At 61.9% G+C, this 19,982-nt stretch carries 18 protein-coding genes; 6 read left to right on the top strand and 12 right to left on the bottom strand.

Annotation, left to right across the window (positions count from 1 at the left end):
- Nucleotides 1-12 precede the first annotated feature (12 nt).
- The 9 genes from ACX3YF_RS21030 to ACX3YF_RS20990 all read right to left on the bottom strand — a co-directional run bounded on the left by ACX3YF_RS21030 (nt 13) and on the right by ACX3YF_RS20990 (nt 8,570).
- Complete coding sequence (locus tag ACX3YF_RS21030; protein ID WP_130207083.1) at nt 13-1,521, bottom strand: aldehyde dehydrogenase family protein; 1,509 nt, start codon at nt 1,519-1,521, stop codon at nt 13-15.
- A complete protein-coding gene (locus ACX3YF_RS21025; RefSeq protein WP_448646884.1) occupies nt 1,502-2,575 on the bottom strand; it encodes an aminoglycoside phosphotransferase family protein in 1,074 nt (357 codons plus the stop codon). Before ACX3YF_RS21025 ends, ACX3YF_RS21030 begins: the two co-directional genes overlap by 20 nt.
- A 5-nt stretch (nt 2,576-2,580) precedes the next feature.
- Entirely contained in the window at nt 2,581-2,925 is a 345-nt protein-coding gene (locus ACX3YF_RS21020; protein WP_130207079.1) for a cupin domain-containing protein, read from the bottom strand.
- Nucleotides 2,926-3,004: 79 nt separating this feature from the next.
- Nucleotides 3,005-3,373 (bottom strand): cupin domain-containing protein, encoded by a 369-nt coding sequence (locus tag ACX3YF_RS21015; RefSeq protein ID WP_103404351.1) that lies wholly within the window; start codon nt 3,371-3,373, stop codon nt 3,005-3,007.
- Entirely contained in the window at nt 3,366-4,649 is a 1,284-nt protein-coding gene (locus ACX3YF_RS21010; RefSeq protein ID WP_448646885.1) for a nucleotide disphospho-sugar-binding domain-containing protein, read from the bottom strand. Before ACX3YF_RS21010 ends, ACX3YF_RS21015 begins: the two co-directional genes overlap by 8 nt.
- 32 nt (nt 4,650-4,681) lie before the next feature.
- Nucleotides 4,682-5,761: an ABC transporter ATP-binding protein gene (locus ACX3YF_RS21005; protein WP_130207073.1), complete on the bottom strand. Its 1,080-nt coding sequence runs from the start codon at nt 5,759-5,761 to the stop codon at nt 4,682-4,684.
- Nucleotides 5,754-6,560 (bottom strand): ABC transporter permease, encoded by an 807-nt coding sequence (locus ACX3YF_RS21000; protein WP_047530223.1) that lies wholly within the window; start codon nt 6,558-6,560, stop codon nt 5,754-5,756. Before ACX3YF_RS21000 ends, ACX3YF_RS21005 begins: the two co-directional genes overlap by 8 nt.
- A complete protein-coding gene (locus ACX3YF_RS20995; protein WP_052193571.1) occupies nt 6,557-7,417 on the bottom strand; it encodes an ABC transporter permease in 861 nt (286 codons plus the stop codon). Before ACX3YF_RS20995 ends, ACX3YF_RS21000 begins: the two co-directional genes overlap by 4 nt.
- Before the next feature lie 97 nt (nt 7,418-7,514).
- A complete protein-coding gene (locus tag ACX3YF_RS20990; RefSeq protein WP_448646886.1) occupies nt 7,515-8,570 on the bottom strand; it encodes a polyamine ABC transporter substrate-binding protein in 1,056 nt (351 codons plus the stop codon).
- A 196-nt stretch (nt 8,571-8,766) separates the two neighbouring features.
- Here ACX3YF_RS20990 and ACX3YF_RS20985 point away from each other — a divergent pair, with 196 nt between their 5' ends.
- The 4 genes from ACX3YF_RS20985 (at nt 8,767) to ACX3YF_RS20970 (ending at nt 12,892) form a co-directional block, all read left to right on the top strand.
- Nucleotides 8,767-9,699, top strand: coding sequence for a GntR family transcriptional regulator (locus ACX3YF_RS20985; protein ID WP_458974191.1), 933 nt, complete (start codon nt 8,767-8,769; stop codon nt 9,697-9,699).
- Between the two features lie 99 nt (nt 9,700-9,798).
- Nucleotides 9,799-11,082 (top strand): nucleotide disphospho-sugar-binding domain-containing protein, encoded by a 1,284-nt coding sequence (locus ACX3YF_RS20980; RefSeq protein WP_458974190.1) that lies wholly within the window; start codon nt 9,799-9,801, stop codon nt 11,080-11,082.
- A 36-nt stretch (nt 11,083-11,118) separates the two neighbouring features.
- Entirely contained in the window at nt 11,119-12,516 is a 1,398-nt protein-coding gene (locus ACX3YF_RS20975) for an NAD(P)/FAD-dependent oxidoreductase (protein ID WP_458944910.1), read from the top strand.
- A gap of 13 nt (nt 12,517-12,529) precedes the next feature.
- Complete coding sequence (locus ACX3YF_RS20970) at nt 12,530-12,892, top strand: cupin domain-containing protein (protein WP_458944909.1); 363 nt, start codon at nt 12,530-12,532, stop codon at nt 12,890-12,892.
- A 24-nt stretch (nt 12,893-12,916) separates the two neighbouring features.
- Here the strand turns inward: ACX3YF_RS20970 and ACX3YF_RS20965 are convergent, their stop codons facing one another.
- On the bottom strand, nt 12,917-14,044 hold the full coding sequence (locus tag ACX3YF_RS20965) for a GGDEF domain-containing protein (protein ID WP_130207061.1): 1,128 nt from the start codon (nt 14,042-14,044) through the stop codon (nt 12,917-12,919).
- Nucleotides 14,045-14,443: 399 nt separating this feature from the next.
- On the opposite strand from ACX3YF_RS20965, the gene katG reads away from it, so the two are divergent.
- Nucleotides 14,444-16,702: a catalase/peroxidase HPI gene (katG, locus tag ACX3YF_RS20960; protein WP_130207261.1), complete on the top strand. Its 2,259-nt coding sequence runs from the start codon at nt 14,444-14,446 to the stop codon at nt 16,700-16,702.
- Between the two features lie 117 nt (nt 16,703-16,819).
- On the opposite strand, the gene ACX3YF_RS20955 is transcribed toward katG, so the two are convergent.
- Nucleotides 16,820-17,146 (bottom strand): DUF6124 family protein, encoded by a 327-nt coding sequence (locus tag ACX3YF_RS20955; RefSeq protein ID WP_198132772.1) that lies wholly within the window; start codon nt 17,144-17,146, stop codon nt 16,820-16,822.
- A gap of 348 nt (nt 17,147-17,494) precedes the next feature.
- Between ACX3YF_RS20955 and arsA the strand changes: the two genes are divergently transcribed.
- The gene (arsA, locus tag ACX3YF_RS20950; RefSeq protein WP_458974189.1) at nt 17,495-19,351 is read left to right on the top strand and encodes an arsenical pump-driving ATPase; all 1,857 of its coding nucleotides are present in this window, start codon (nt 17,495-17,497) and stop codon (nt 19,349-19,351) included.
- Between the two features lie 262 nt (nt 19,352-19,613).
- On the opposite strand, the gene ACX3YF_RS20945 is transcribed toward arsA, so the two are convergent.
- Nucleotides 19,614-19,844, bottom strand: a complete 231-nt coding sequence (locus ACX3YF_RS20945; protein ID WP_047538824.1) for a hypothetical protein — start codon at nt 19,842-19,844, stop codon at nt 19,614-19,616.
- Between the last annotated feature and the right edge of the window lie 138 nt (nt 19,845-19,982).

The following is a 19,982-nucleotide window of genomic DNA, read 5'->3' as shown; positions in this document are numbered from 1 at the left end:
TGCGTCAACGCCTCACGCCGGATCGCGATAGAACACATCGTCGGCATACGGATACCACCAGTCCTGGATCTTCGGCTGATGATCGATGATGACCATTTTCGAGCGGCGGAACGCTTCCAGTCCCTGGCGTCCCAACTCGCGCCCCAGGCCGGACATCTTCCAGCCACCAAACGGCAGCGCGTCGTTGTCGATCAGCGGGTTGTTGACCCAGACCATCCCCGACTCCAGGCGATCGGCGGCCTCCATCGCTTCGGCAAGGTCGGTGGTGAACAGCGAAGCACCCAGGCCGAACGGCGAGTCGTTGGCCAAGCGCACCGCTTCGTCGAAATCGCTGACACGACAGATCGCCGCCACCGGGCCAAAACACTCCTCCTTAAGGATCGCCATGTCACCGGTGACGCCGGTCAGAATGGTCGGTTCATAGAACCAGCCGACGCTGTGCTGTGGCGGTGTACGCCCGCCACAAACCAGCGTCGCGCCCTTGGCCAGGGCGTCGTCGACCAGGCGCATGACCTTGTCGCGCGCCGCCTCGCTGACCATCGGCCCGATTTCCGTACGCTCCAGGCCATGGCCGATGCGCAAGGCGCGGGTGCGCTCGGCAAACTTCGCGACAAACTCGTCGTGGATCTCATCGACCACGTAGAAGCGTTCCGCCGAGGTGCAGATCTGTCCGCTCAGATGGAATGCCGCAGTCACGGCGCCCGCAGCCGCCACCTCCAGCGGCGCGTGTCGGGAGATGATCAACGGGTCGCTGCCCCCGGCTTCGATCACACAGGGTTTCATCTGCTGCGCGCACGCCACTGCAACAGCCTGGCCGGCGGCGACGCTGCCGGTAAAGGCCACCGCGTGGGTCTGCGCTGATTTCACCAGTAACTGCGCGGTGGCGGCATCGCCCGGCACGCAAGACATCAGCCCCGGCAGCAGTGAGGTGAAATGCTCCATGAACTTGAGGGTGCACAGGGTCGTGGCTTCCGCCGGCTTGACGATGCAGGCGTTGCCCGCCGCCAGCGAGGCGGCAACCGTCCAGCACATCAGCAGAATCGGAAAATTGAACGGCATGATATGCACGCTGACGCCGTAGGGCTCATAGCGCACATGCTGGAAAGAACCGATCTGCGTGGTGCCGGCGACCTTGCCCGCATCGTCCCGGGCCATTTCCGCGTAATAGCGAAAGATCGGCGCGCAGTTGGCCAGCTCCCCCATGGCCTCGGGAAACGGCTTGCCCATTTCCAGGGTCATCAAGCGTGCGACTTCACGGTTGCAGGCGACGTCCTGCTCAATCGCATTGGCCAGTTGATGCAGGCGTGCGGCGCGGCTTTTCGCATCGACCAGGCGCCAGTGTTTTTGCGCGGCAGTTGCGGCATCGATGGCCGCCTGCACATCGGCTTCGTCGCACAGGCCGACTTGCCCGACCGGTTGCAGGGTCGCCGGGTCCAGCACCTGGCGCACGCGCGCGCTGGTCAGTGGCAGGTATTCGGCGTTGATGAAGCGTGAGGCGGTGTCAGTGTTGAACGTGGCCATGGGATGATCCTTGAACCAATCGATAAGGGGTTTCGCGCAGTGCCGCCAGGGTCGCGGCGGGCAAAGGCTCGCGCCAGCCCGGCAAGTGCAGGTCGAGCCACTCGCGCAGCGGCGCCAGGGCTTCGGCGTTCAGCGCTCGAACAAACAGACCGAGGGTACGCTGCAGGTGAGCCAGGTAGCCGTGCTTGCCATCGCGTCCGGCCAGGCGCACGAAAATCCCCAGCACCTTGGCGTGACGCTGGGCGGCCAGTCGCCGGTAATCCTCAAGAAAACGCGCGGCGTCGAGTTCCGGGCGCTGCACCAGGTAATGGCTGAGCAACGCCACGCGCAGCCCTTCGGACATGTCGCGGCGAGCGTCTTCGAGCAGCGACATCAAGTCGTACGCCGCAGCGCCCACCAGCGCGTCCTGGAAATCCAGCAGACCACAGGCCGCGACGCCTTCGCGGCCTTGCAGAAGCATCAGGTTGTCGACGTGAAAGTCGCGCAGTACCAGCGCTTCGCGACGTTGCGCGACATCGGCAAAGGCATCGGCAAACTGCTGCAGATACGACTCGCGCAAAGCCTGCGCCGCCTCCTTGCCAATCAACAACGGCGCATACCAGTCGATGAACAACGCGCACTCGTCGCTCAATTGCCGGGCGTCGTAGGCCGCCAGCTCCGCGCCTGGCGCCGAGCCATGCAACGCCACCAACGCATCAACCGCCAGGCGATACAACTCGCGCTCCGGGTACCCGGCCGCCAGCAAGCGGGTGTAGGTGTCGTGACCGAAATCCTCGATCAACGCCAGCCCCGCCTCTTCATCGACCTGCAACAGGGCCGGCGCCGACAATCCCAGCCCGTGCAATTGACGGGCAATCCGGACAAAGGGGCCAATCGGCTCGCTGTGGGGCGGTGAATCCATCAGCAACAAACCGGCCCCTTCCAGGCGAAAATATCGCCGGCTCGACGCGTCGGCCGGCAACGCGACCAACGACGCCCCGGCGTAACCGGCGCGCGCCAGAAAGGCGGCGCGCTGGTGCTCACGGGTGGGCAATGACGCAAGTGCATCTGTCATGGCATTCACCGGATCATGTAGACCTTTTTCACGGTCTCGTGGACGGTGCACACGCCCTTCCAGTCCTTGCGGAAGAAGGCCGCCGTATCGGGTTTGATCTCGATCACTTCGCCGGACTCATGCACGTAGGTGCAGCGGCCTTCGAGGAAATGGCAGAACTCGTCGCTGGTGACATGGCAAAACCACTTGCCCGGCGTGCAGATCCACACACCGCATTCGGACTGGCCTTCGGGACCTTTGTGCAGCACCACGCCCGAGACACGGGACTCGCCTTCGAGCATGGTCGGGATCACGCCCCAGTCTTTGACTTCGGTGATGTCCAGCGGGTTGTACAGAAACGGGGTGGTCATAAATCTTCTCCAATAAAAAAAGGGTTAACGCCTGGCAACTGTAGGAGCGAGCTTGCTCGCTCCTACAGAGGTCACAGGCTCAGGCCAGCATGTAGACGTTGCGCAGGGTTTCCCGGACGTGGCATTCGCCGGTCCAGCCGGCCGGGAACAGCACCAGGGTGTTGGGGCGAACCTCGATCACTTCGCCATTGTCGTGGCGGTACGTGGCCGCGCCTGCGATGAAATGGCACAGCTCGTCACGGGGAATCGCCAGCCGCCAGCGACCCGGCGTGCAGACCCACAGCCCGGTTTCCGGGCTGTTGTTCGGGCCCTTGAACAGCAGGCGGCCGCTGGAATGCGAGACACCTTCGACGGCGTCACTCTGCACGCCCCAGTCCACCAGGTCGGTGCGAGTGCTGACGGCTTCGAGGTACGGCGTGAATCCCGCCGTGGTGGATGAATCAGGCATCGTTAAGCACCTTGTCGAGAATGGCGGCCGCGTCGGCCGGCCCCTTGCGTGATTGCATCTGTGCGCTGGTGCGCTGCAGGCGTTGGCGCATGGCCTCGTCGTTGAGGCACGCGGCGAGTTTTTCCGCCAATTGCGCTTCGGTCCACTGGTAACGGTCGAGCTTGAAGCCGTGGCCGCTTTCCTCGGCGCGCATGGCGTTGTCGTGGCCGTCCCAGACGTACGACATGACGATCGCCGGTTTGCCGAAAAACAGGCACTCGGTGAAGCTGTTGTTGCCGCCGTGGTGGATCACCGCATCGACCTGGGCAATCACCGAAGGCTGCGGGAACCAGTTGGAGATCTGCACGTTGTCCGGCAGGTCCGGGTACTCATCGAGGTGCTCGCCGACATTGAACAGTGCGCGATACGGCAGCTGGCCCACGGCGGTAATCAAGCGTTTGAGCAAGTCGACATCACCGGAACCGAGGCTGCCGAAACTGACGTAGAGCAACGGCTTGTCGTTGTGGGCGCGGAACGTTGGAATTTCATAGTGAGTGTCGTGCCGCACACAGCCTTGCAGGTAATGGAAACGCTCGGCCGGCAGCGGATGGCGACGCTCGAACTTGACCGCGTCCGGGTACAGCAGCAGGTTCATGTAAGGCGAGGCTTCGAAGAAGGTCCCCAGCGGATAGGGCTGCTCGCCGTGGGCTTGCAGGAACTGGTTGAAGTCGTCGTGGATCGGCCCGACCACCTCTTCGAAACGCTGGCGAAATTGTGCATGCCCGGCCTTGTCGTCGATGCTCATGCCCGACAGGTGCGGCGGGATATCCGGGTCTTCGATCTCGTTCTCCGAGCAGGAAATGATCCGCACCCACGGCTTGCCGTATTGTTTGATCGCCGGAAACAGGATCACGTTGTCGACGCAGATCAAGTCGGGTTTGACCTTGTCCAGCACCGCCGGCAGGTCCTTTTGCGCCCACTTGGCGGTCTCGACGATGGCGGCCCAGCACTCCTTCACGTAGTTGTCGATCTGCTCCAGCGGCGACTTGCGGAAGTTGGGAATGTGGCCGTTGATGAAGTCGACCCAGTAACGCGCCATGTCCTCGGGGGGCATCGGTGCCGACATGTTGACCATGTGTTCTTCAAACCCGTAGCCGGCGTACACGCCGCTCATTCCGGGGTCGGTGAGAAACACCGCCTTGTGGCCCAGGGCTTCGCAGGCCTGGGCGATACCGACCGAGTTCAGCGCCGGGCCATAAGCGGCTTCCGGAAAGAAGGCGATCACTTTCTGTTTCATCGAGAGATACTCCTGCCTGGTCTTTTTATTGTTCAGCGCGTCAACACACGGGCATGGCGAGGCTGCCAGCCCAAGCGGATGGTCGTACCGATTGCGAAACGGGCGAATTCAAATTGCGAGGACGGCACGCGAACGATCAGGGCCTTGTCGCTGAGGCCCGTCTGCACGTGCACATTGGTGTCGAGGCCGTGGTAAGCGATTTCGACGATCTTGCCGCTGACCTGGTTGGCGCAGGTGCCGGCCTCTTCGGTCAACACTTGCAAACGTTCCGGGCGCACCACCAGGGCCACCGATTGACCGGGCACCAGCGGTACGTCGGTCTCGACCACCAGCTCCTGGCCGTTGACCCGCACCGAACGCTCGCCCGAACGCACGCCTTCAAACAGGTTGCTGACCCCGATGAAGTTGGCGACGAAGCGGCTGTTGGGGTTCTCGTAGAGTTCGCTCGGGCTGCCGCACTGGCAGACCTTGCCGCCGTCGAGCACCGCCATGCGATCGGACATCACCAGCGCTTCTTCCTGGTCGTGGGTGACGATGATGAAGGTGATGCCGCTTTCGAGTTGCAGGCGCTTGAGCTCCAGCTGCATTTTCTCCCGCAGCTTTTTATCCAGCGCGCCCAGTGGCTCATCGAGCAGCAATACCCGCGGACGCTTGACCAGCGCCCGTGCCAGGGCGACCCGTTGACGCTGGCCACCGGACAACTGATCGGGCTTGCGCTCGGCCAGCTCCCCGAGTTGCGCGGTGCCCAGCACTTCGTCGACCCGGCGGCGGATTTCCGCTTCCGGCAGACGTTCCATTTCCAGGCCGTAGGCAATGTTCTTGCGCACGGTCATGTTGGGAAACAGCGCATAGGACTGGAACATCAAATTCAACGGACGCTTGTTGGCCGGCAGCGGCGAGATGTCCTTGCCGTCCAGGTAAATGCAGCCACCGCTGGGCGTCTCGAAACCGGCGAGCATGCGCAGCAGCGTGGTCTTGCCGCAGCCGGACGGCCCGAGCAGGGCGAAGAACTCGTTCTCGCGGATGTTCAGCGATACCTCGTCGACGGCCAGGCCGTTGCCATAAGACTTGCTGACCTTGTCCAGGATCAGTACCGCAGATGAATTATTCATGGGTGCGAGGAGCCTTGTTGAGACGCTGCGAAGCCAGCAACGCGGTGATGCTGACCAGCATCACCAGCGTCGCCAGGGCGTTGATTTCCGGGGTGACGCCAAAACGGATCATGGCGTAGATCTGCATCGGTAACGTGGTCGAGGCCTGGCCGGATCCCGAGTTGAAAAAGGCGATGATGAATTCGTCCACCGACAGGGTGAACGCGAGCAAACCACCGGCCAGCACACCGGGAAAAATCGCCGGCAACAGCACCCGGCGAAAGGTGGTGAACCAGCTCGCGCCGAGGTCGATCGAGGCTTCGAGAATCGAATAGTCGAAATGCTTGAGGCGGGTGCGCACCACGGCGCAGACGAAGGCGATGTTGAACACCGCGTGGCTGATGATGATCGAGTGCAGCCCCAGCCCGACCTTGAGCAGGTTGAAGAAGCTCAGCAGCGCGATGGCCAGGACGATGTCGGGGATGATCATCGGCGCCATCAACAAGGTGTCGACCACCTGCCCCTTGTCATCGCCCTTGCGACGCATCTCGATGCCCAGTGCCAGCAAGGTGCCGAGCACACAGGCAATGAAGGTCGCCGACAGCGCCACGATCAGGGTGTTGAGCGCCGCCGACAAAATCGCCGAGTTGTGCGCCAGCGCCGCATACCACTTCAGCGACACCCCGCCCCAGGCGGTGGGCAAGCCGGACTTGTTGAACGAGAGCAGGATCAACACCAGGATCGGCACATAGAGGAAGGCGTAGACCAGCCCCAGATGCGCATTGAGGACGCTGCCGCCAACGGAAGGTGATCGACTCATGGGCGGCCCCCTTCGGCACGACGGGCCACCAGTGCCTGGATGAACAACAGGACCAGCATGATTGCGATCAGGAAGAAGCTCAGCGCCGCGCCGAACGGCCAGTCCCGCGCGGTCAGGAACTGCGAGTAGATCAGGTTGCCGACCATCTGCACCTGCTTGCCGCCGAGCAAATCGGCGGTGATGAAATTGCCGATGCTGAGGACGAAGACAAACACCGCGCCGGCGGCAATGCCGGGCACGCTCAGGGGCAGGATGATCCGGCGAAAGGTCATCCAGCCCGAAGCACCGAGGTCTTTGGAGGCGTCCCAGAGTTCGTTGTTGATCCGCGACAGGGAAGAGAAAATCGCCAGGATCACAAACGGGATGTAGTTGTAGACCAGCCCCAGCACCACCGACGCTTCGGTGTACAGCAGGCTGATGGGTTCACCGCTGTAGCCGCACAGTTGCAGCAGGCGATTGATCAGGCCTTCACGGTTGAGCAGGACGATCCAGGCGTAGGTGCGAATCAGGTAGTTGCTCCAGAACGGCAGCATCACCAGAAACAGGAATACCGCTTGCCGACGCCGTGGCGCACGGGCAATGGCGTAAGCCGCCGGGTAGCCGATCAGCACCGCGAAGACCGTTGCCAGACCGGCGATTTTTGCCGATTTGAGCAGGATGCTCAGGTACAGCGGATCAAATGCGCGCTGGTAGTTTTCCCAGGTGAACAACCAATCGATACCGCCATAAGCACCGCGTTCGACGAAGCTGTAGACCAGCACCAGCAAGCAAGGAATCACCAGAAAAGTCAGCAGCCAGCCGAAGCCGGGCGCAAGAAGCCAGGCCGACAGACGCCTGTCAGCATGCAAAGCACTCATTACCCATATCCTCCCGCCTCAGGACCGAGGCGGCTTGCGAGCGTGGCGAGGCATGCAGGACATGCCTCGGTTCGATGCGGCTTGCGTTGTGCGGGGCTTAGTTCTGTGCCGCCATGATTTCGGTGACGGCCCGGGTGTAGGCCTTCTGCGTGGTGCCGCCCAGGTCACGCAATTGCTCCATCTTCACCAGTTCGCTCGGAGCGATGGTCAGGTTGGGGTATTGCTTGAGCAGGTCAGCGGACAAACCGGCCATTGCGGCCAGGTTGGGGATTTTGTAGAGGATGTTTTCGGCGACCCAGATGTGGTTTTCCTTGGCCAGCATGAAGTTGACGAACTTGAACGCCTCGTCCTGATGCTTCGAGCTTTTCAGCACGACCATGGTGTCCACCCACAGGTCGGAACCCTCCTTGGGCACGACAAACTTGATCGCCGCGTTGGCCTGGGTGCCGTAGTTGCACCAACCGTCCCAGGCGTGCGCCATCAGCGATTCGCCGGAAGCGAGCTTGGAATAGAAGGTGGTGTCGTCAAAGGCGAGGATGCGTTTTTTGGTGGCGATCAGTTGATCGCGTACGGCGGCGATCTGGCCGGGGTCGCTGTCGTTGACCGACCAGCCCTTGGCGAGGAAACCGGCCCCGAGCATCCAGCGGTCGGTGGCCAGCATCGTGACCTTGCCCTTGAGCGCGTCGCTGGGGTTGAGCAGGTCGTTCCAGCTTTGCGGCGCCGGGGTCACCTTGTCGGCGCGATAGCAGATACCCGTCGTGCCCCAGGTGTAAGGCACCGAGAAATGGTTGCCGGGGTCGTATTCCAGGTGAGTGGCTTCGGGGTATAGATTTTTGAGATTGGGGACCTTGACCGGATCGATGTCGGCCAGCAGGCCTTGCTTGTGCAGGACTTCGGCGAAGGGCGAGGAGACGAAGACCACGTCGTACCCTTCACCGCCAGACGCCATGAGCTTGCCCATGATCTCTTCGTTGGTGGCGTGCAAGGCTTTGTCGACATCGACGCCACTGGCCGCCTTGAACTTGTCCAGCGCATCCGGGGCCATGTAGCCGTCCCAGATGGAAATCACCATGTCTTTCGCGCTTGCAGCCTGTGTAGCGATCGCCAGGGAAACGGCCAACCCCACGCACAGCACGTCTTTCAGCTTTCTCATGATACTCACCCGACGATTGTTTATTGTTTTTTCGAAGGCAGTACGGCAAAACGAGAAACGACTACATGTGTTTTTTTTTAGAAATTAGGACCAGCATCAAAAGATGTCAACGCTTTTTTTCTGCGCCTGACGATTGAGCGGCGCATGGCATAAGATGAGCGCCTGAGTCCGAAGCGACCGAACCGAGATAAAACGCTTGAGCACAACAGCCGAGAAAAAACCCCGCACCAACCACCTGGAACTGGCCCGCAGGATCCTGGAACACACCCAGGAAACCGGGCTGGTGGCCGGTGACCCGGTGGCCGAGCAGGCACTGGCGCGCACCTTTCAGGTCTCGCGCACCCTGATTCGTGGCGCCCTCAAAGTGCTGCTGGAAGAAAACCTGCTGAGCCATGAAGCCGGCAAGGGCTATCGCCTGATCGCGGCCCCCGCCGGCCAGGCGTTCAACGCCGCCCTGCCCCAGGCCGAAGAAGAAGAGCTGGCCGCCTCGGTCCTGCGCGACCGCATGGCCGGGCGCCTGGGCGACAGCATCAGCATCAGCGAGTTGATGCGCCGGTACGACATCGGCCGGCCGGCGGCGCAGAAAGCCCTGCAACAACTGAGCGAAAGCCAGGCGATTGAACGCGGCCCCGGCCAGTCCTGGCTGTTTCGGCCCTCACTGAACAGCCTTGCCGCGCTGGAAGAAAGCCTGAAGTTCCGCCTGATTCTCGAGCCTGAAGCCCTGCTCAGCGGGCAGTTCAACGCCGATCCGCAACGCCTGGCCTTGCTGCGCAGCGCCATGCAAACCCTGCTTGCACGCCCGGTGGAAGACTTCGACATCCAGCAGTTCCGCGAGCTGGATATCAGCTTCCACGAACTGCTGGCCCAGAGCTGCGGCAACCGTTTCATCGGCGACGCCCTGCTCCAGCACCAGAGCCTGCGACGCCTGCCGAACCTGCTGCCATCGGTCAGCGTGCACCGCTTGCAGGAAGCCTTGCGCGAGCACCTGCAAATCATCGCGCACATCGAGCGCGGGCAAATGGAGATCGCTGCCGACCTGCTGCGCCTGCACTTGCGCCTGAGCGCCGCGCAACGCCCGCAAACCGCCAACCGTGGCATCCCGCAGAGCCACCCGTTCGGGCGCCGTTGAAGCACCTCAAAAAACTTGATGATTTTTTTTATAAAATAAGACAGCATCAAATCATCTTCAGAAACGGCGGGACTTTCCCGCCTTGGATCTGGCGGCGCCATGCACACACAAAAATTAATCGCCCTGTTTCCAGAAGCCAGTTTCGGCGCAGCCTTGAACTGCATTGGTATCGCCCAATCGCTGCGCGAGCTGGGCGCCAAACCGGTGTTCATTTGCCACGAGCATTTCCGGGGACTCTTCGCCGAATACGGTTTCGACGAGTACCCGATCCCGCAAGCCAGCCCATTGTCGGCGGCGGAGCACCAGCACTATTGGGAGCGCTTCATCGAGCGCAACATTCCCTACTTCGACCAGACCCCGCTGGAACAGATCGACAGCTACGTGGCACCGGCCTGGGACGCGATCATCGACACCGCGATCGAAGCGGAAAAACCCTTGCAGCAATTGCTCGGCCGGCTGAAACCGGATGTGATCGTCCTCGATAACGTGGTCATGTTTCCGGCCATCGCCAACGCCGGCTGCCCCTGGGTGCGGATGGTCTCCTGCGCGGAAACCGAACTCCCCGACGCCGCCGTGCCGCCCTACCTGTCCGGTTGCCTGGCCAGTGATGTCGAAGGCCGCGAGCGCTTCACCGAGCATTACCTGAAAGCCGTCGCACTGGCCCATGAACGCTTTTCGCAGTTTCTCGCCAGCAACGGCACGCCACCCTGCCCGCCCGGCCAGTTCCTCGTCGACTCGCCGTGGCTCAACCTGCTGCTGTCGCCGACGCCGGTGCGCTACGAACGCCAGCAACCTCTGGACCCGCAACGCTACGTCTACCTCGACGGTTGCGTGCGCCGCGAAGCGCCCTACATCGTTCCTGACTTTCCGCGGCACAACGAAGCGCCGCTGATCTACATCAGCTTCGGCAGCCTCGGTGCTGCCGACACCGAGATGATGAAACGACTGATCGGCACGGTCGAAACCCTGCCCTATCGCTTCCTGATCAACGTCGGCGCCTACCGCGACATGTACACCACCGTGCCGGACAACGTGTACCTCGACAGCTGGTTTGCCCAACCGGCGGTGCTCAAGGAATGCGAGCTGTTCATCCATCACGGCGGCAACAACAGTTTCTGCGAAGCGCTGTACTTCGGCTTGCCGTCACTGATCATCCCTTACTGCTGGGATGGCCACGACAACGCCGCGCGCGCCGAGGAAGTCGGCGTCGGACGCTACCTGCCACGCTTCGCCGATCCGCTGGCGGCACTGCCCGCCGCCCTCGAACAGTTGCTGGCCGACCACGAGATGAAACAGCGCCTCAAGGCGTTCAGCGAGCGCATGCAGGCGATTCGCGGCACCGACCTTGCGGCACGGGCGATTCTGGCGTTGCCCGACAGCTGACCGACCATTGCCCCCCCACAACGCCGGAGTTGCTGAATGAAGTCCCCACCGCACCACGACTCGCTCGACAACGTACAAGCCCACCCGTTCTGGCAGGACACCGTCGCACAGGCGCCAAGCGCATCGCCACTGGCGGGCAGCCTGCAATGCGACCTGGCCGTTGTCGGCGGCGGCTTCACCGGGTTGTGGACGGCGCTGTTGGCTCGTCAACGCTGGCCAACCCTGAACATCGCGATCATCGAAGCACGGCACTGCGGCGGTGAAGCCAGCGGACGCAACGGCGGTTTCTGCGCGCCGAGCATCTCCCATGGCGTTTCCAATGCACTGAAACGCTGGCCCCAGGAAGCCGAGCGACTGATCCGCCTGGGACGGCAGAACCTCGACGAGTTGGCGGCCGACCTGCAGCACTTCGGCATGCAGGTCGAGTTCGAGCGCGAAGGCAAGTTGAACCTGGCGAGCCAACCCTGGCAGGTCGAGGGTTTGCGCTCGATGCAACGCAACTACGCCCGGTTCGGCATTGAGTGCGAATGGCTTGAAGGCCGCGCACTGGCACAGCGCCTGGACTCACCGCTGTACGGTGCCGGGGTGTTCGAACCAAACTACGCGCTGCTCAACCCGGCGAAGATGGCCGCCGAGTTGCGTCGGGTCTGCCTCAAGCAGGGCATTCGGTTGTTCGAGCAAAGCCCGGTGCTGGAGCTTCAGAACACCGGCGACCGTCTGCGCTTGCGCACGGCGAACGGCGGGATGGAAGCCGGGCAAATCGCCCTCGCGACCAACATCGCCCCGCCGCTGCTCGGACACCTGGCCTCCAGCGTGATCCCGGTATATGACTACAGCCTGGTCAGCGAGCCGCTGAGCGATGAGCAACTGCAGGCCATCGGCTGGACCGGCCGCTACGGCATCGCCGATTCGGGCAACCAGTTCCATTACCTGCGCAAGACCGCCGACAACCGCATACTCTGGGCCGGCTACGACGCCATCTATCACTTCGGTGGCCGCCGCGATGAAGCGCTGACGCAACGACCGGCGAGCTTCAAGCGCCTCGCCGAGCAGTTCCACCAGGCGTTCCCGCCATTGCGCGACGTGCGCTTCAGCCATGCCTGGGGCGGCATCATCGACACCTCCGCGCGCACCACGATGTTCACCGGCTGTGACCTGCAGGGTCGCGTGGCCTACGCCCTCGGCTTCACCGGACAAGGCGTGTCGGCCAGCCGTTTTGCCGCGCTGAACATGCTCGACCTGTTGGCCGGCGAAGCCACCGAACGAACAGAACTGATGATGACCTCCAGGGCGCCCTTCCGTTTTCCGCCAGAGCCACTGCGCTACGCCGGGGTGAAGCTGGCGCAGCGCTCGCTGGCCCGGGAAGACCGCGATGGTCATCGCGACCTGTTGCTCAAAACCTTCGATGCCTTTGGTATCGGCTTCGATTCCTGAACCGGAGAACCGCATGTCCAGCGCCCTGCCCCAGCACGTGATCAACTTCGCCAACCCGCAGCTGATCCCCAATGAGCTCGAAGTCAATGACCCGGCCATTGTCGATGCGCCCTATCGCAGCAGCAGCTGGCGCCATTTCGTGGCCCCGCAGAAAAACGCCGTGGCCGGCATCTGGGAAGCCGGCCCGCATCTGGAACGCTGCCAATGCGATTACGACGAGCTGTGCCATATCCTTGAAGGCACCGTACGCCTGACCGACGCGCAGGGTGTCAGTTGCACTTTTGGCCCCGGTTCTTCGTTCGTGGTTGCCGCCGGATTTCAAGGCACCTGGGAAAACCTCACGGCGGTGCGCAAGGTGTATTTCATACTGGGATGAGCACCCGGCCGGTGCTACCGGGCGCTACTCGGCCACCGCGACCTGGTTGCGCCCACGGGCCTTGGCGCGGTACAGCGCTTTATCGGCGTTGCACATCAAACTGTGCAAATCATTGTCGCCAGGCACCATGACCGCCACACCGACACTGGCCGTTATGCAGTGAACCGGGCCGGTCATCAGCCCGGAAATGGACTGGATGAGGTCCTCGGCAATGCCCTGGGCAGTCTCGATGGAGGTATTGGGCAGCAACACCGCGAATTCCTCCCCGCCCAGTCGACCGTGGATGTCGCCCTCGCGAAAGGACTGGCCGATCACCACACCCATTTGTCGCAGGACCTGATCGCCGATCTGGTGCCCGTAGGTGTCGTTGATGTGTTTGAAGTGATCCATGTCCAGCATGACCGCACACAGCGGCAACTGGTAATTTCGGCAATGACTATAGACCTGCTGGGCATGCTGGAAAAAAGCCCGCCGGTTTTTCAGGCCGGTGAGCTCATCGGTTTGTGCCGCGCGCGTGGAAATGCTGTGTGCCAGCTCCATTTCGCGGGTTAGCCGAAAGGCCGTTTCCACCGCATTGGCCAGGCTGCTGGTGGCCCTGAACACGAATGAAGCGAACACCAGGACCGCCACGGCCATCCCGATTTGCAGGGTTGACGGCTGGAACAGCAGCCACAGGGTGCAAGGCAACAGCACCAGGGAAATCGACACCACCGTCATGTAGCGGTAGGCCGAGTAACAGGACACCGCACTGACGGACATGCCGACGGTAAACAACATGACCAGCGCCTGGGCCAACAGGTCGTCCCTGGGCATGACCGCCAACGCTCCAGCACCCCAGATGCCAGCGGACAACACCAGCGTCAGCCAATACTTGAGTTCCCAGCGCTGCGGCGTGCGCAGCGCTGCCGGGCTGTGGAAATACACCACGAACATCAGAATGCGTATCAAGGTCGCCCCCGTCAGCAGGGCTATCCACCAGAAAACCACGTTGTGATCAAAACGATCCCAACACAGCCAGCTCAACATGATCACGGCCAGAAAACTGCCGAAAACTGCTGAAACCGATTGGCGAAACAACTGATTCAATCGATCCATGTGCACCTGCTGTGCAATGTAACGATCCTGCTCGTGCCGAAAACCAAGGCCATCCATTCAATCCGCCTGATCGTGATGCCGTAACGAACAGCTATTGTGGCACATTGCCAAGCAACGCCTGCAACACTCTGTGCAGGGCTAAGAGATTGCGCCTATCACCTGCCAATACTGCGACTATTAGCTGACTTGCCGATGGGCGACTAGCATTAGCTTCTGCCGGTGCACTCTGGCCGGCCGAGACCTGATATCGAGACAAGAATGAGTCAGAAACCGACCAGGCGTACCGTGGGTGATCTGTCGGCACATCGATTGCCACTGTCATGAATGCCCGCGCAACCCCGACGATCCGTTGATCGACCTGCCGGGCCCGCCGCCTGAGTCTTTGATTTCACTTGCCGTTTTCCCGCCCGCACCGGGCCGGATGGCGGCATGGACACGACCGAGGGTAGCGCACACATGGCAACTGAATCGAAATGCCCGTTCAATCATGTCGCCGGCGGTGGCACCACGAACCGCGACTGGTGGCCCAACCAACTGAACCTGAGGATCCTGCACCAGCACTCGCCCCTGTCCGACCCCATGGGTGAGGGTTTCAACTATGCCGAAGCCTTCAAGACCCTGGACTTCGCGGCGGTCAAGAATGACCTGAACGCACTGATGACGGACTCGCAAGACTGGTGGCCGGCGGACTTCGGCCACTATGGCCCCCTGTTCATCCGCATGGCCTGGCACGCCGCCGGCACGTACCGCACCGGTGATGGCCGTGGTGGCGCCGGCTCCGGCCAGCAACGCTTTGCCCCGCTCAACAGCTGGCCGGACAACGTCAGCCTGGACAAGGCGCGCCGACTGCTCTGGCCGATCAAGCAAAAATATGGCCGCAATATTTCCTGGGCCGACCTGATCGTGCTCACGGGCAACGTCGCCCTGGAATCCATGGGCTTCAAGACCTTCGGTTTTTCCGGCGGCCGCGCGGACGTCTGGGAACCGGATGAGGACGTCTACTGGGGCTCGGAAAACAAATGGCTGGGGGGCGACACGCGCTACGGCAAAGAAGACAGCAAACCCGTGCAGGCGCCCGGTGATGTGCCGCTCGTCGCCGAGCCGGGGAAAAACGAGGACAGCCGTACTGCGCAAGGTCGCAACCTGGAAAACCCCCTCGCCGCCGTGCAAATGGGCCTGATCTACGTCAACCCGGAAGGCCCGGAAGGCGAACCGGACCCGGTGGCTTCAGCGCTGGATATCCGCGAAACCTTCGGCCGCATGGCCATGAATGACGAAGAGACCGTGGCGCTGATCGCGGGTGGCCACGCCTTCGGCAAGACCCACGGCGCCGGCCCTGCCGACAATGTCGGGCCAGAGCCCGAAGCGGCCGGCCTGGAACAACAGGGCCTGGGCTGGAAAAACAGCTTCGGCACCGGCAAAGGGCCCGACACCATCACCAGCGGCCTGGAAGTGACCTGGACCACCACCCCGACCAAATGGAGCAACAACTACCTGGAAAACCTGTTCGGCTTCGAGTGGGAACTGACCAAGAGCCCGGCCGGCGCGCACCAGTGGAAACCGAAAAACGGCGCGGGCGCCGGCATCATTCCCGATGCCCATGACCCGTCCAAGCGGCGTGATCCGACCATGCTCACCTCGGACCTGGCCCTGCGCTTCGATCCGATCTACGAACCGATTGCCCGACGCTTCCTGGCCAATCCCGACCAGTTGGCCGACGCCTTCGCCCGCGCCTGGTTCAAGCTGATCCACCGCGACATGGGGCCGCTTTCGCGCTACCTCGGCCCGGAAATGCCTGACGAAGAGCTGCTGTGGCAAGATCCGATCCCTGCCCTCGACCATGAATTGATCAACGACAGCGACATCGCCACGCTCAAGAGCAAGGTGCTGGCTTCGGGCCTGACGGTTTCAGAGCTGGTCTCCACGGCCTGGGCGGCGGCTTCCACCTTCCGCGGCTCTGACAAACGCGGCGGTGCCAACGGCGGGCGTCTGCGTCTGGCGCCACAGAAGTCCTGGCAGGCCAATCAGCCGGAACAACTGGCGAAGGTGCTGGCAAAACTCGAGAGCATCCAGAACGAGTTCAATACCGGTGGCAAGAAAGTGTCGCTGGCCGACCTGATCGTGCTGGCCGGCGGTGCCGGTGTCGAACAAGCCGCGCGAACCGCCGGGCACAACGTCACGGTGCCTTTCCGGCCAGGACGCATGGACGCCAGCCAGGAACAGACCGATGTCGAGTCGTTCGGCTTTCTCGAACCCATCGCCGACGGTTTCCGTAACTACCTCAAGACCCGCTACCGCGTGCCGGCCGAGCAGCTGCTGATCGACAAGGCGCAACTGCTGACCCTCACCGCACCGGAAATGACCGCGCTGATCGGTGGCCTGCGCGTGCTCGACACCAACGTCGGAAAAACCGCCCATGGCGTCTTCACCACGCGGCCGGGAGCGCTGACCAACGACTTCTTCACCCACCTGCTGGACATGGGGGTGGAATGGAAACCGGTCTCGGAGGCCAATGAAGAGTTTGAAGGTCGCGACCGCAAGACCGGCCAGCCAAAATGGACCGCCACTCGCGTCGATCTGGTGTTCGGCTCCAACGCGCAATTGCGGGCACTGGCGGAGGTCTATGCAACCGCCGGGGCGCAAGAGAAGTTCGTCCACGACTTCGTGGCGGCGTGGACCAAGGTGATGAACCTGGATCGCTTCGACCTGAAGTGAAACGCGGGTCACTGATGGGTCGCTTCGGCCATGGATGAGCCGCAGTGGCCCGTCGCTTGAACAGGGGCGGCGCAATGCCGCCCCTGCCGCTTTGATGGTCACTCACCCAGGGTGGCCCTACTCGCGCGGATCGATCTGATCCAGCACCCGGTTCGCCGTGATTTCCGCCAGCATGATGCTGTTGGAGATGCCCAGCAACGCATGACGCGACCCACCGTCCAGATGATCGACCAACTGATGGACCATCACATCGACCGAGGCCAGCGTCTCGACCAGGTACACCATCAGGGTTTCGGCCGTGGCCTCGGGGTCGACGCTGAACAGGCTGCAGGGTGTGCGCGGCGTGGCCTTGATGTCGGCGATCGAAGGGATGTGAAAATCGGGGGCGGGTTCGCCCGGGGAAGTCGGAGCGGCGTCCGGGGGATTGGGTGAAGGCTTAATCATGTGCGGTCTCCAAAAACGTGGAGCCGTCATCACTTGCGACTAAACAAGGGGTGGCAGCTGTACGCAGGTTAGTCGACCGGGGAGTACCAAACCGGCGCGCCCGAAGGCGCCCTGCGCACAGCTACCATGAAATGCAGGCATTGACATGACCTGACTATCCAGATGCAGATGCGCTTCGATACACCACAGGGCGACTAAACCCGATCACTGATGCGCAGTGACGCGAACCAAGTTACCGAGCAGCCCCGAGGTGCACAAGCCGGCGGATTCTGGCGTAACCGTAGGCAACGACGCAAGGTCCTGTAGCTTTCAGGAAGTGAGTTGTAGGGCGCTTCAACAAGCCCCTGAATGTTCCGCCTGGCTCATAAGACAATGTTTTTAATGCCGGGCATCGGTCTAAACTCAGATCCCCAGTCGTGCTCCGCAGGAGAGGTCCGAGTGACCATGCAGCCAACCATCAAACTGCTCGATCAGCCCACCAAATATGTGTTCTTCACCGGCAAGGGCGGGGTTGGCAAAACGTCGGTCTCCACGGCGGTGTCCATCGCGTTGGCGGACGCAGGCAAGAACGTGCTTCTGGTGAGCACGGACGCCGCCTCGAACCTTGATGAGATGCTCGGCATCGAGCTGAGCAATCAGCCTGTCGCGGTGCCGGACGTGCCTGGCATGTTTGTGCTCAACATTGACCCCGCAACCGCAGCCACCGACTACCGAGCCAGAGTGATCGAGCAAATGGGCTCGCAAGCCAGCGATCAAGACATTGCGCTGGTGCGTGAGCAACTCTCGGGGGCCTGCACGACCGAAATCGCCACCTTCGATGAGTTCTCCCACCTCTTGTCGCAAGGCGGCGCAGCCTATGACCATGTCGTGTTCGATACCGCTCCCACAGGGCACACGCTCAGGCTGTTGAGCCTGCCCAAAGCGTGGAGCGGATTTCTGGAAGGCAATGATCGTGGGGCGTCCTGTCTGGGGCCGCACTCGGGTTTGAAAATGCAGGAGCAGCTGTTCAATCAGGCTTTGGCTGCGCTCAATGACCCTGCCCTGACCACCGTCGTGCTCGTAGCCAGGCCCGATAAAGGCGCGCTCGCCGAAGCGGCGCGCTCCTGCGAAGAACTCCGTGAGTTGGGTCTGGAAAATCAGCGTCTGGTCGTGAACGCCGTGTTCAAACGCAGCGACTTGAATGACCCGATTGCTGCCGCCATCGAGGCCATTGGCCAACAGGCGCTCGACGAGATGCCCGCTTCGCTGCGCCCGCTGGCCGTCGACTACATTCCCCTCAAGGCTGTGGATTCCGTTGGCTTGCCCGCGCTGCGCGGGCTGCTTGACCCGCAGCCTGCCCGGTCAACAAGCCCGGCATCCCAAGCGCCATCACACCTCGAATATCACGGGCTCTCGGAACTGGTTGCCGAGCTTGCCAAGGACGAGCGCGGGCTGATCATGGTCATGGGCAAAGGTGGCGTTGGCAAAACCACCATTGCCGCCGCCATCGCGTTAGGCCTGGTCCAGCGCGGCAAATCCGTGCATTTGAGTACGACCGACCCTGCGGCGCATCTGGCGGTGACCCTCAACGCCGATGTGCAGGGACTCAGCGTCGGCCGCATCGACCCCAAGCTCGAAACCCAAAAATACGTGGACAAGATCGTAGCGTCCCGCGCGCCGACCTTGACCGAAGATGAGACAGCCTTGCTCATTGAGGATCTGCGCTCCCCCTGCACCGAAGAGGTCGCCGTCTTCCATGCGTTTTCCCGCGTGGTTGCTCAAGCCAGAACCTCGTTCGTGGTGCTGGACACCGCCCCCACCGGACACTCGCTGCTGCTGATGGATGCCACTGGCGCCTATCACCGCCAGATGGTTCGGGCGTTCGAAGGCAAGACCTCGGACCACATCGTCACACCCTTGATGCGCCTGCAGGATGCGCACTACAGCAAAATCATCCTGGTGACGCTGCCCGAAGCCACGCCCGTGTCTCAGGCCGCAGCGCTGCAGGATGACTTGCGCCGGGCCAACATCGAACCCTTTGCGTGGGTGGTCAACAAGTCGCTACTGGCCACGGACACCCAAGACCCGTTGTTGCGAGCGCGACTGGAGAGCGAGCGCAAACAGATGGCGCGCGTCGCCGACCAAACCCGGCATGCAGTCATCGTTGTGCCCTGGACGGCAGAGCCGCCTGTGGGCGTCGCGGCGCTCACGCGCCTGTTGGATTGAAACGCCAGTATCGGCTCGACGCCTTGCCTCTAATGAAAGAAAGACCGAGCTAAAAAAACTGCCGTCGCGCCTAGCCCCTGGACCATTCGAATGCCGATGCCCGGCGGCAAGCCGAGGTGGCAGGTCGCGGCAAGGATGTTTTTTATGCAGAACACACAGATAGACAGGCTGGGGCAGGTTCGACCTGCCTGTACCGATCACCCATGGATGAACGCCGGCTGATCACATCGAGGGTCACCATCGCCAAGGCGTCATCCAAAGGTCAGATATGGATTTCAGCGGTCTTGAGGCCCAGATCTCGAAGTTCGGCGATCAAGTCATCCAGATGTCCGAAAGACTCGACCTCTTCATTGTCATCAACCAAAAAATAACTCCTCCCGGCGTCCTTCTTGAAGAATACGATCCACTCCTTGGGATTGGTCGGGTTTGCGATCAAGTGGGTGTCAAAGGTTACGCCTTCGGCATGTTTGCTTTTCACAGCTTTGCGATTCATGTCTGTCACCACGCTACGCGCTTTCTCAAAATTCTCTATATGCAGTGTATGCCCGCTCAGGTCCGTCCGAGCTTTTACAGGCCACATCTCCAGCCGTACGAAGCAGTGGTTCCAAGGTATTTAAATTATCACTGCATG

This window comes from Pseudomonas fluorescens group sp. PF-69 (genome assembly GCF_054481235.1).
This window is presented reverse-complemented; position numbering and strand designations above follow the sequence as displayed.

Bases quoted from the DNA above. Each gene is read 5' to 3' on its own strand.
- arsA (WP_458974189.1), top strand. From the start codon at position 17,495: ATGTTCCGCCTGGCTCATAAGACAATGTTTTTAATGCCGGGCATCGGT.
- ACX3YF_RS20970 (WP_458944909.1), top strand. From the start codon at position 12,530: ATGTCCAGCGCCCTGCCCCAGCACGTGATCAACTTCGCCAACCCGCAG.
- ACX3YF_RS21020 (WP_130207079.1), bottom strand. From the start codon at position 2,925: ATGACCACCCCGTTTCTGTACAACCCGCTGGACATCACCGAAGTCAAA.
- ACX3YF_RS20975 (WP_458944910.1), top strand. From the start codon at position 11,119: ATGAAGTCCCCACCGCACCACGACTCGCTCGACAACGTACAAGCCCAC.
- ACX3YF_RS20980 (WP_458974190.1), top strand. From the start codon at position 9,799: ATGCACACACAAAAATTAATCGCCCTGTTTCCAGAAGCCAGTTTCGGC.
- ACX3YF_RS21030 (WP_130207083.1), bottom strand. From the start codon at position 1,521: ATGGCCACGTTCAACACTGACACCGCCTCACGCTTCATCAACGCCGAA.
- ACX3YF_RS20995 (WP_052193571.1), bottom strand. From the start codon at position 7,417: ATGAGTGCTTTGCATGCTGACAGGCGTCTGTCGGCCTGGCTTCTTGCG.
- ACX3YF_RS21025 (WP_448646884.1), bottom strand. From the start codon at position 2,575: ATGACAGATGCACTTGCGTCATTGCCCACCCGTGAGCACCAGCGCGCC.
- ACX3YF_RS21015 (WP_103404351.1), bottom strand. From the start codon at position 3,373: ATGCCTGATTCATCCACCACGGCGGGATTCACGCCGTACCTCGAAGCC.
- ACX3YF_RS20965 (WP_130207061.1), bottom strand. From the start codon at position 14,044: ATGGATGGCCTTGGTTTTCGGCACGAGCAGGATCGTTACATTGCACAG.
- ACX3YF_RS20955 (WP_198132772.1), bottom strand. From the start codon at position 17,146: ATGATTAAGCCTTCACCCAATCCCCCGGACGCCGCTCCGACTTCCCCG.
- katG (WP_130207261.1), top strand. From the start codon at position 14,444: ATGGCAACTGAATCGAAATGCCCGTTCAATCATGTCGCCGGCGGTGGC.
- ACX3YF_RS21005 (WP_130207073.1), bottom strand. From the start codon at position 5,761: ATGAATAATTCATCTGCGGTACTGATCCTGGACAAGGTCAGCAAGTCT.
- ACX3YF_RS20945 (WP_047538824.1), bottom strand. From the start codon at position 19,844: ATGAATCGCAAAGCTGTGAAAAGCAAACATGCCGAAGGCGTAACCTTT.
- ACX3YF_RS21010 (WP_448646885.1), bottom strand. From the start codon at position 4,649: ATGAAACAGAAAGTGATCGCCTTCTTTCCGGAAGCCGCTTATGGCCCG.
- ACX3YF_RS21000 (WP_047530223.1), bottom strand. From the start codon at position 6,560: ATGAGTCGATCACCTTCCGTTGGCGGCAGCGTCCTCAATGCGCATCTG.
- ACX3YF_RS20990 (WP_448646886.1), bottom strand. From the start codon at position 8,570: ATGAGAAAGCTGAAAGACGTGCTGTGCGTGGGGTTGGCCGTTTCCCTG.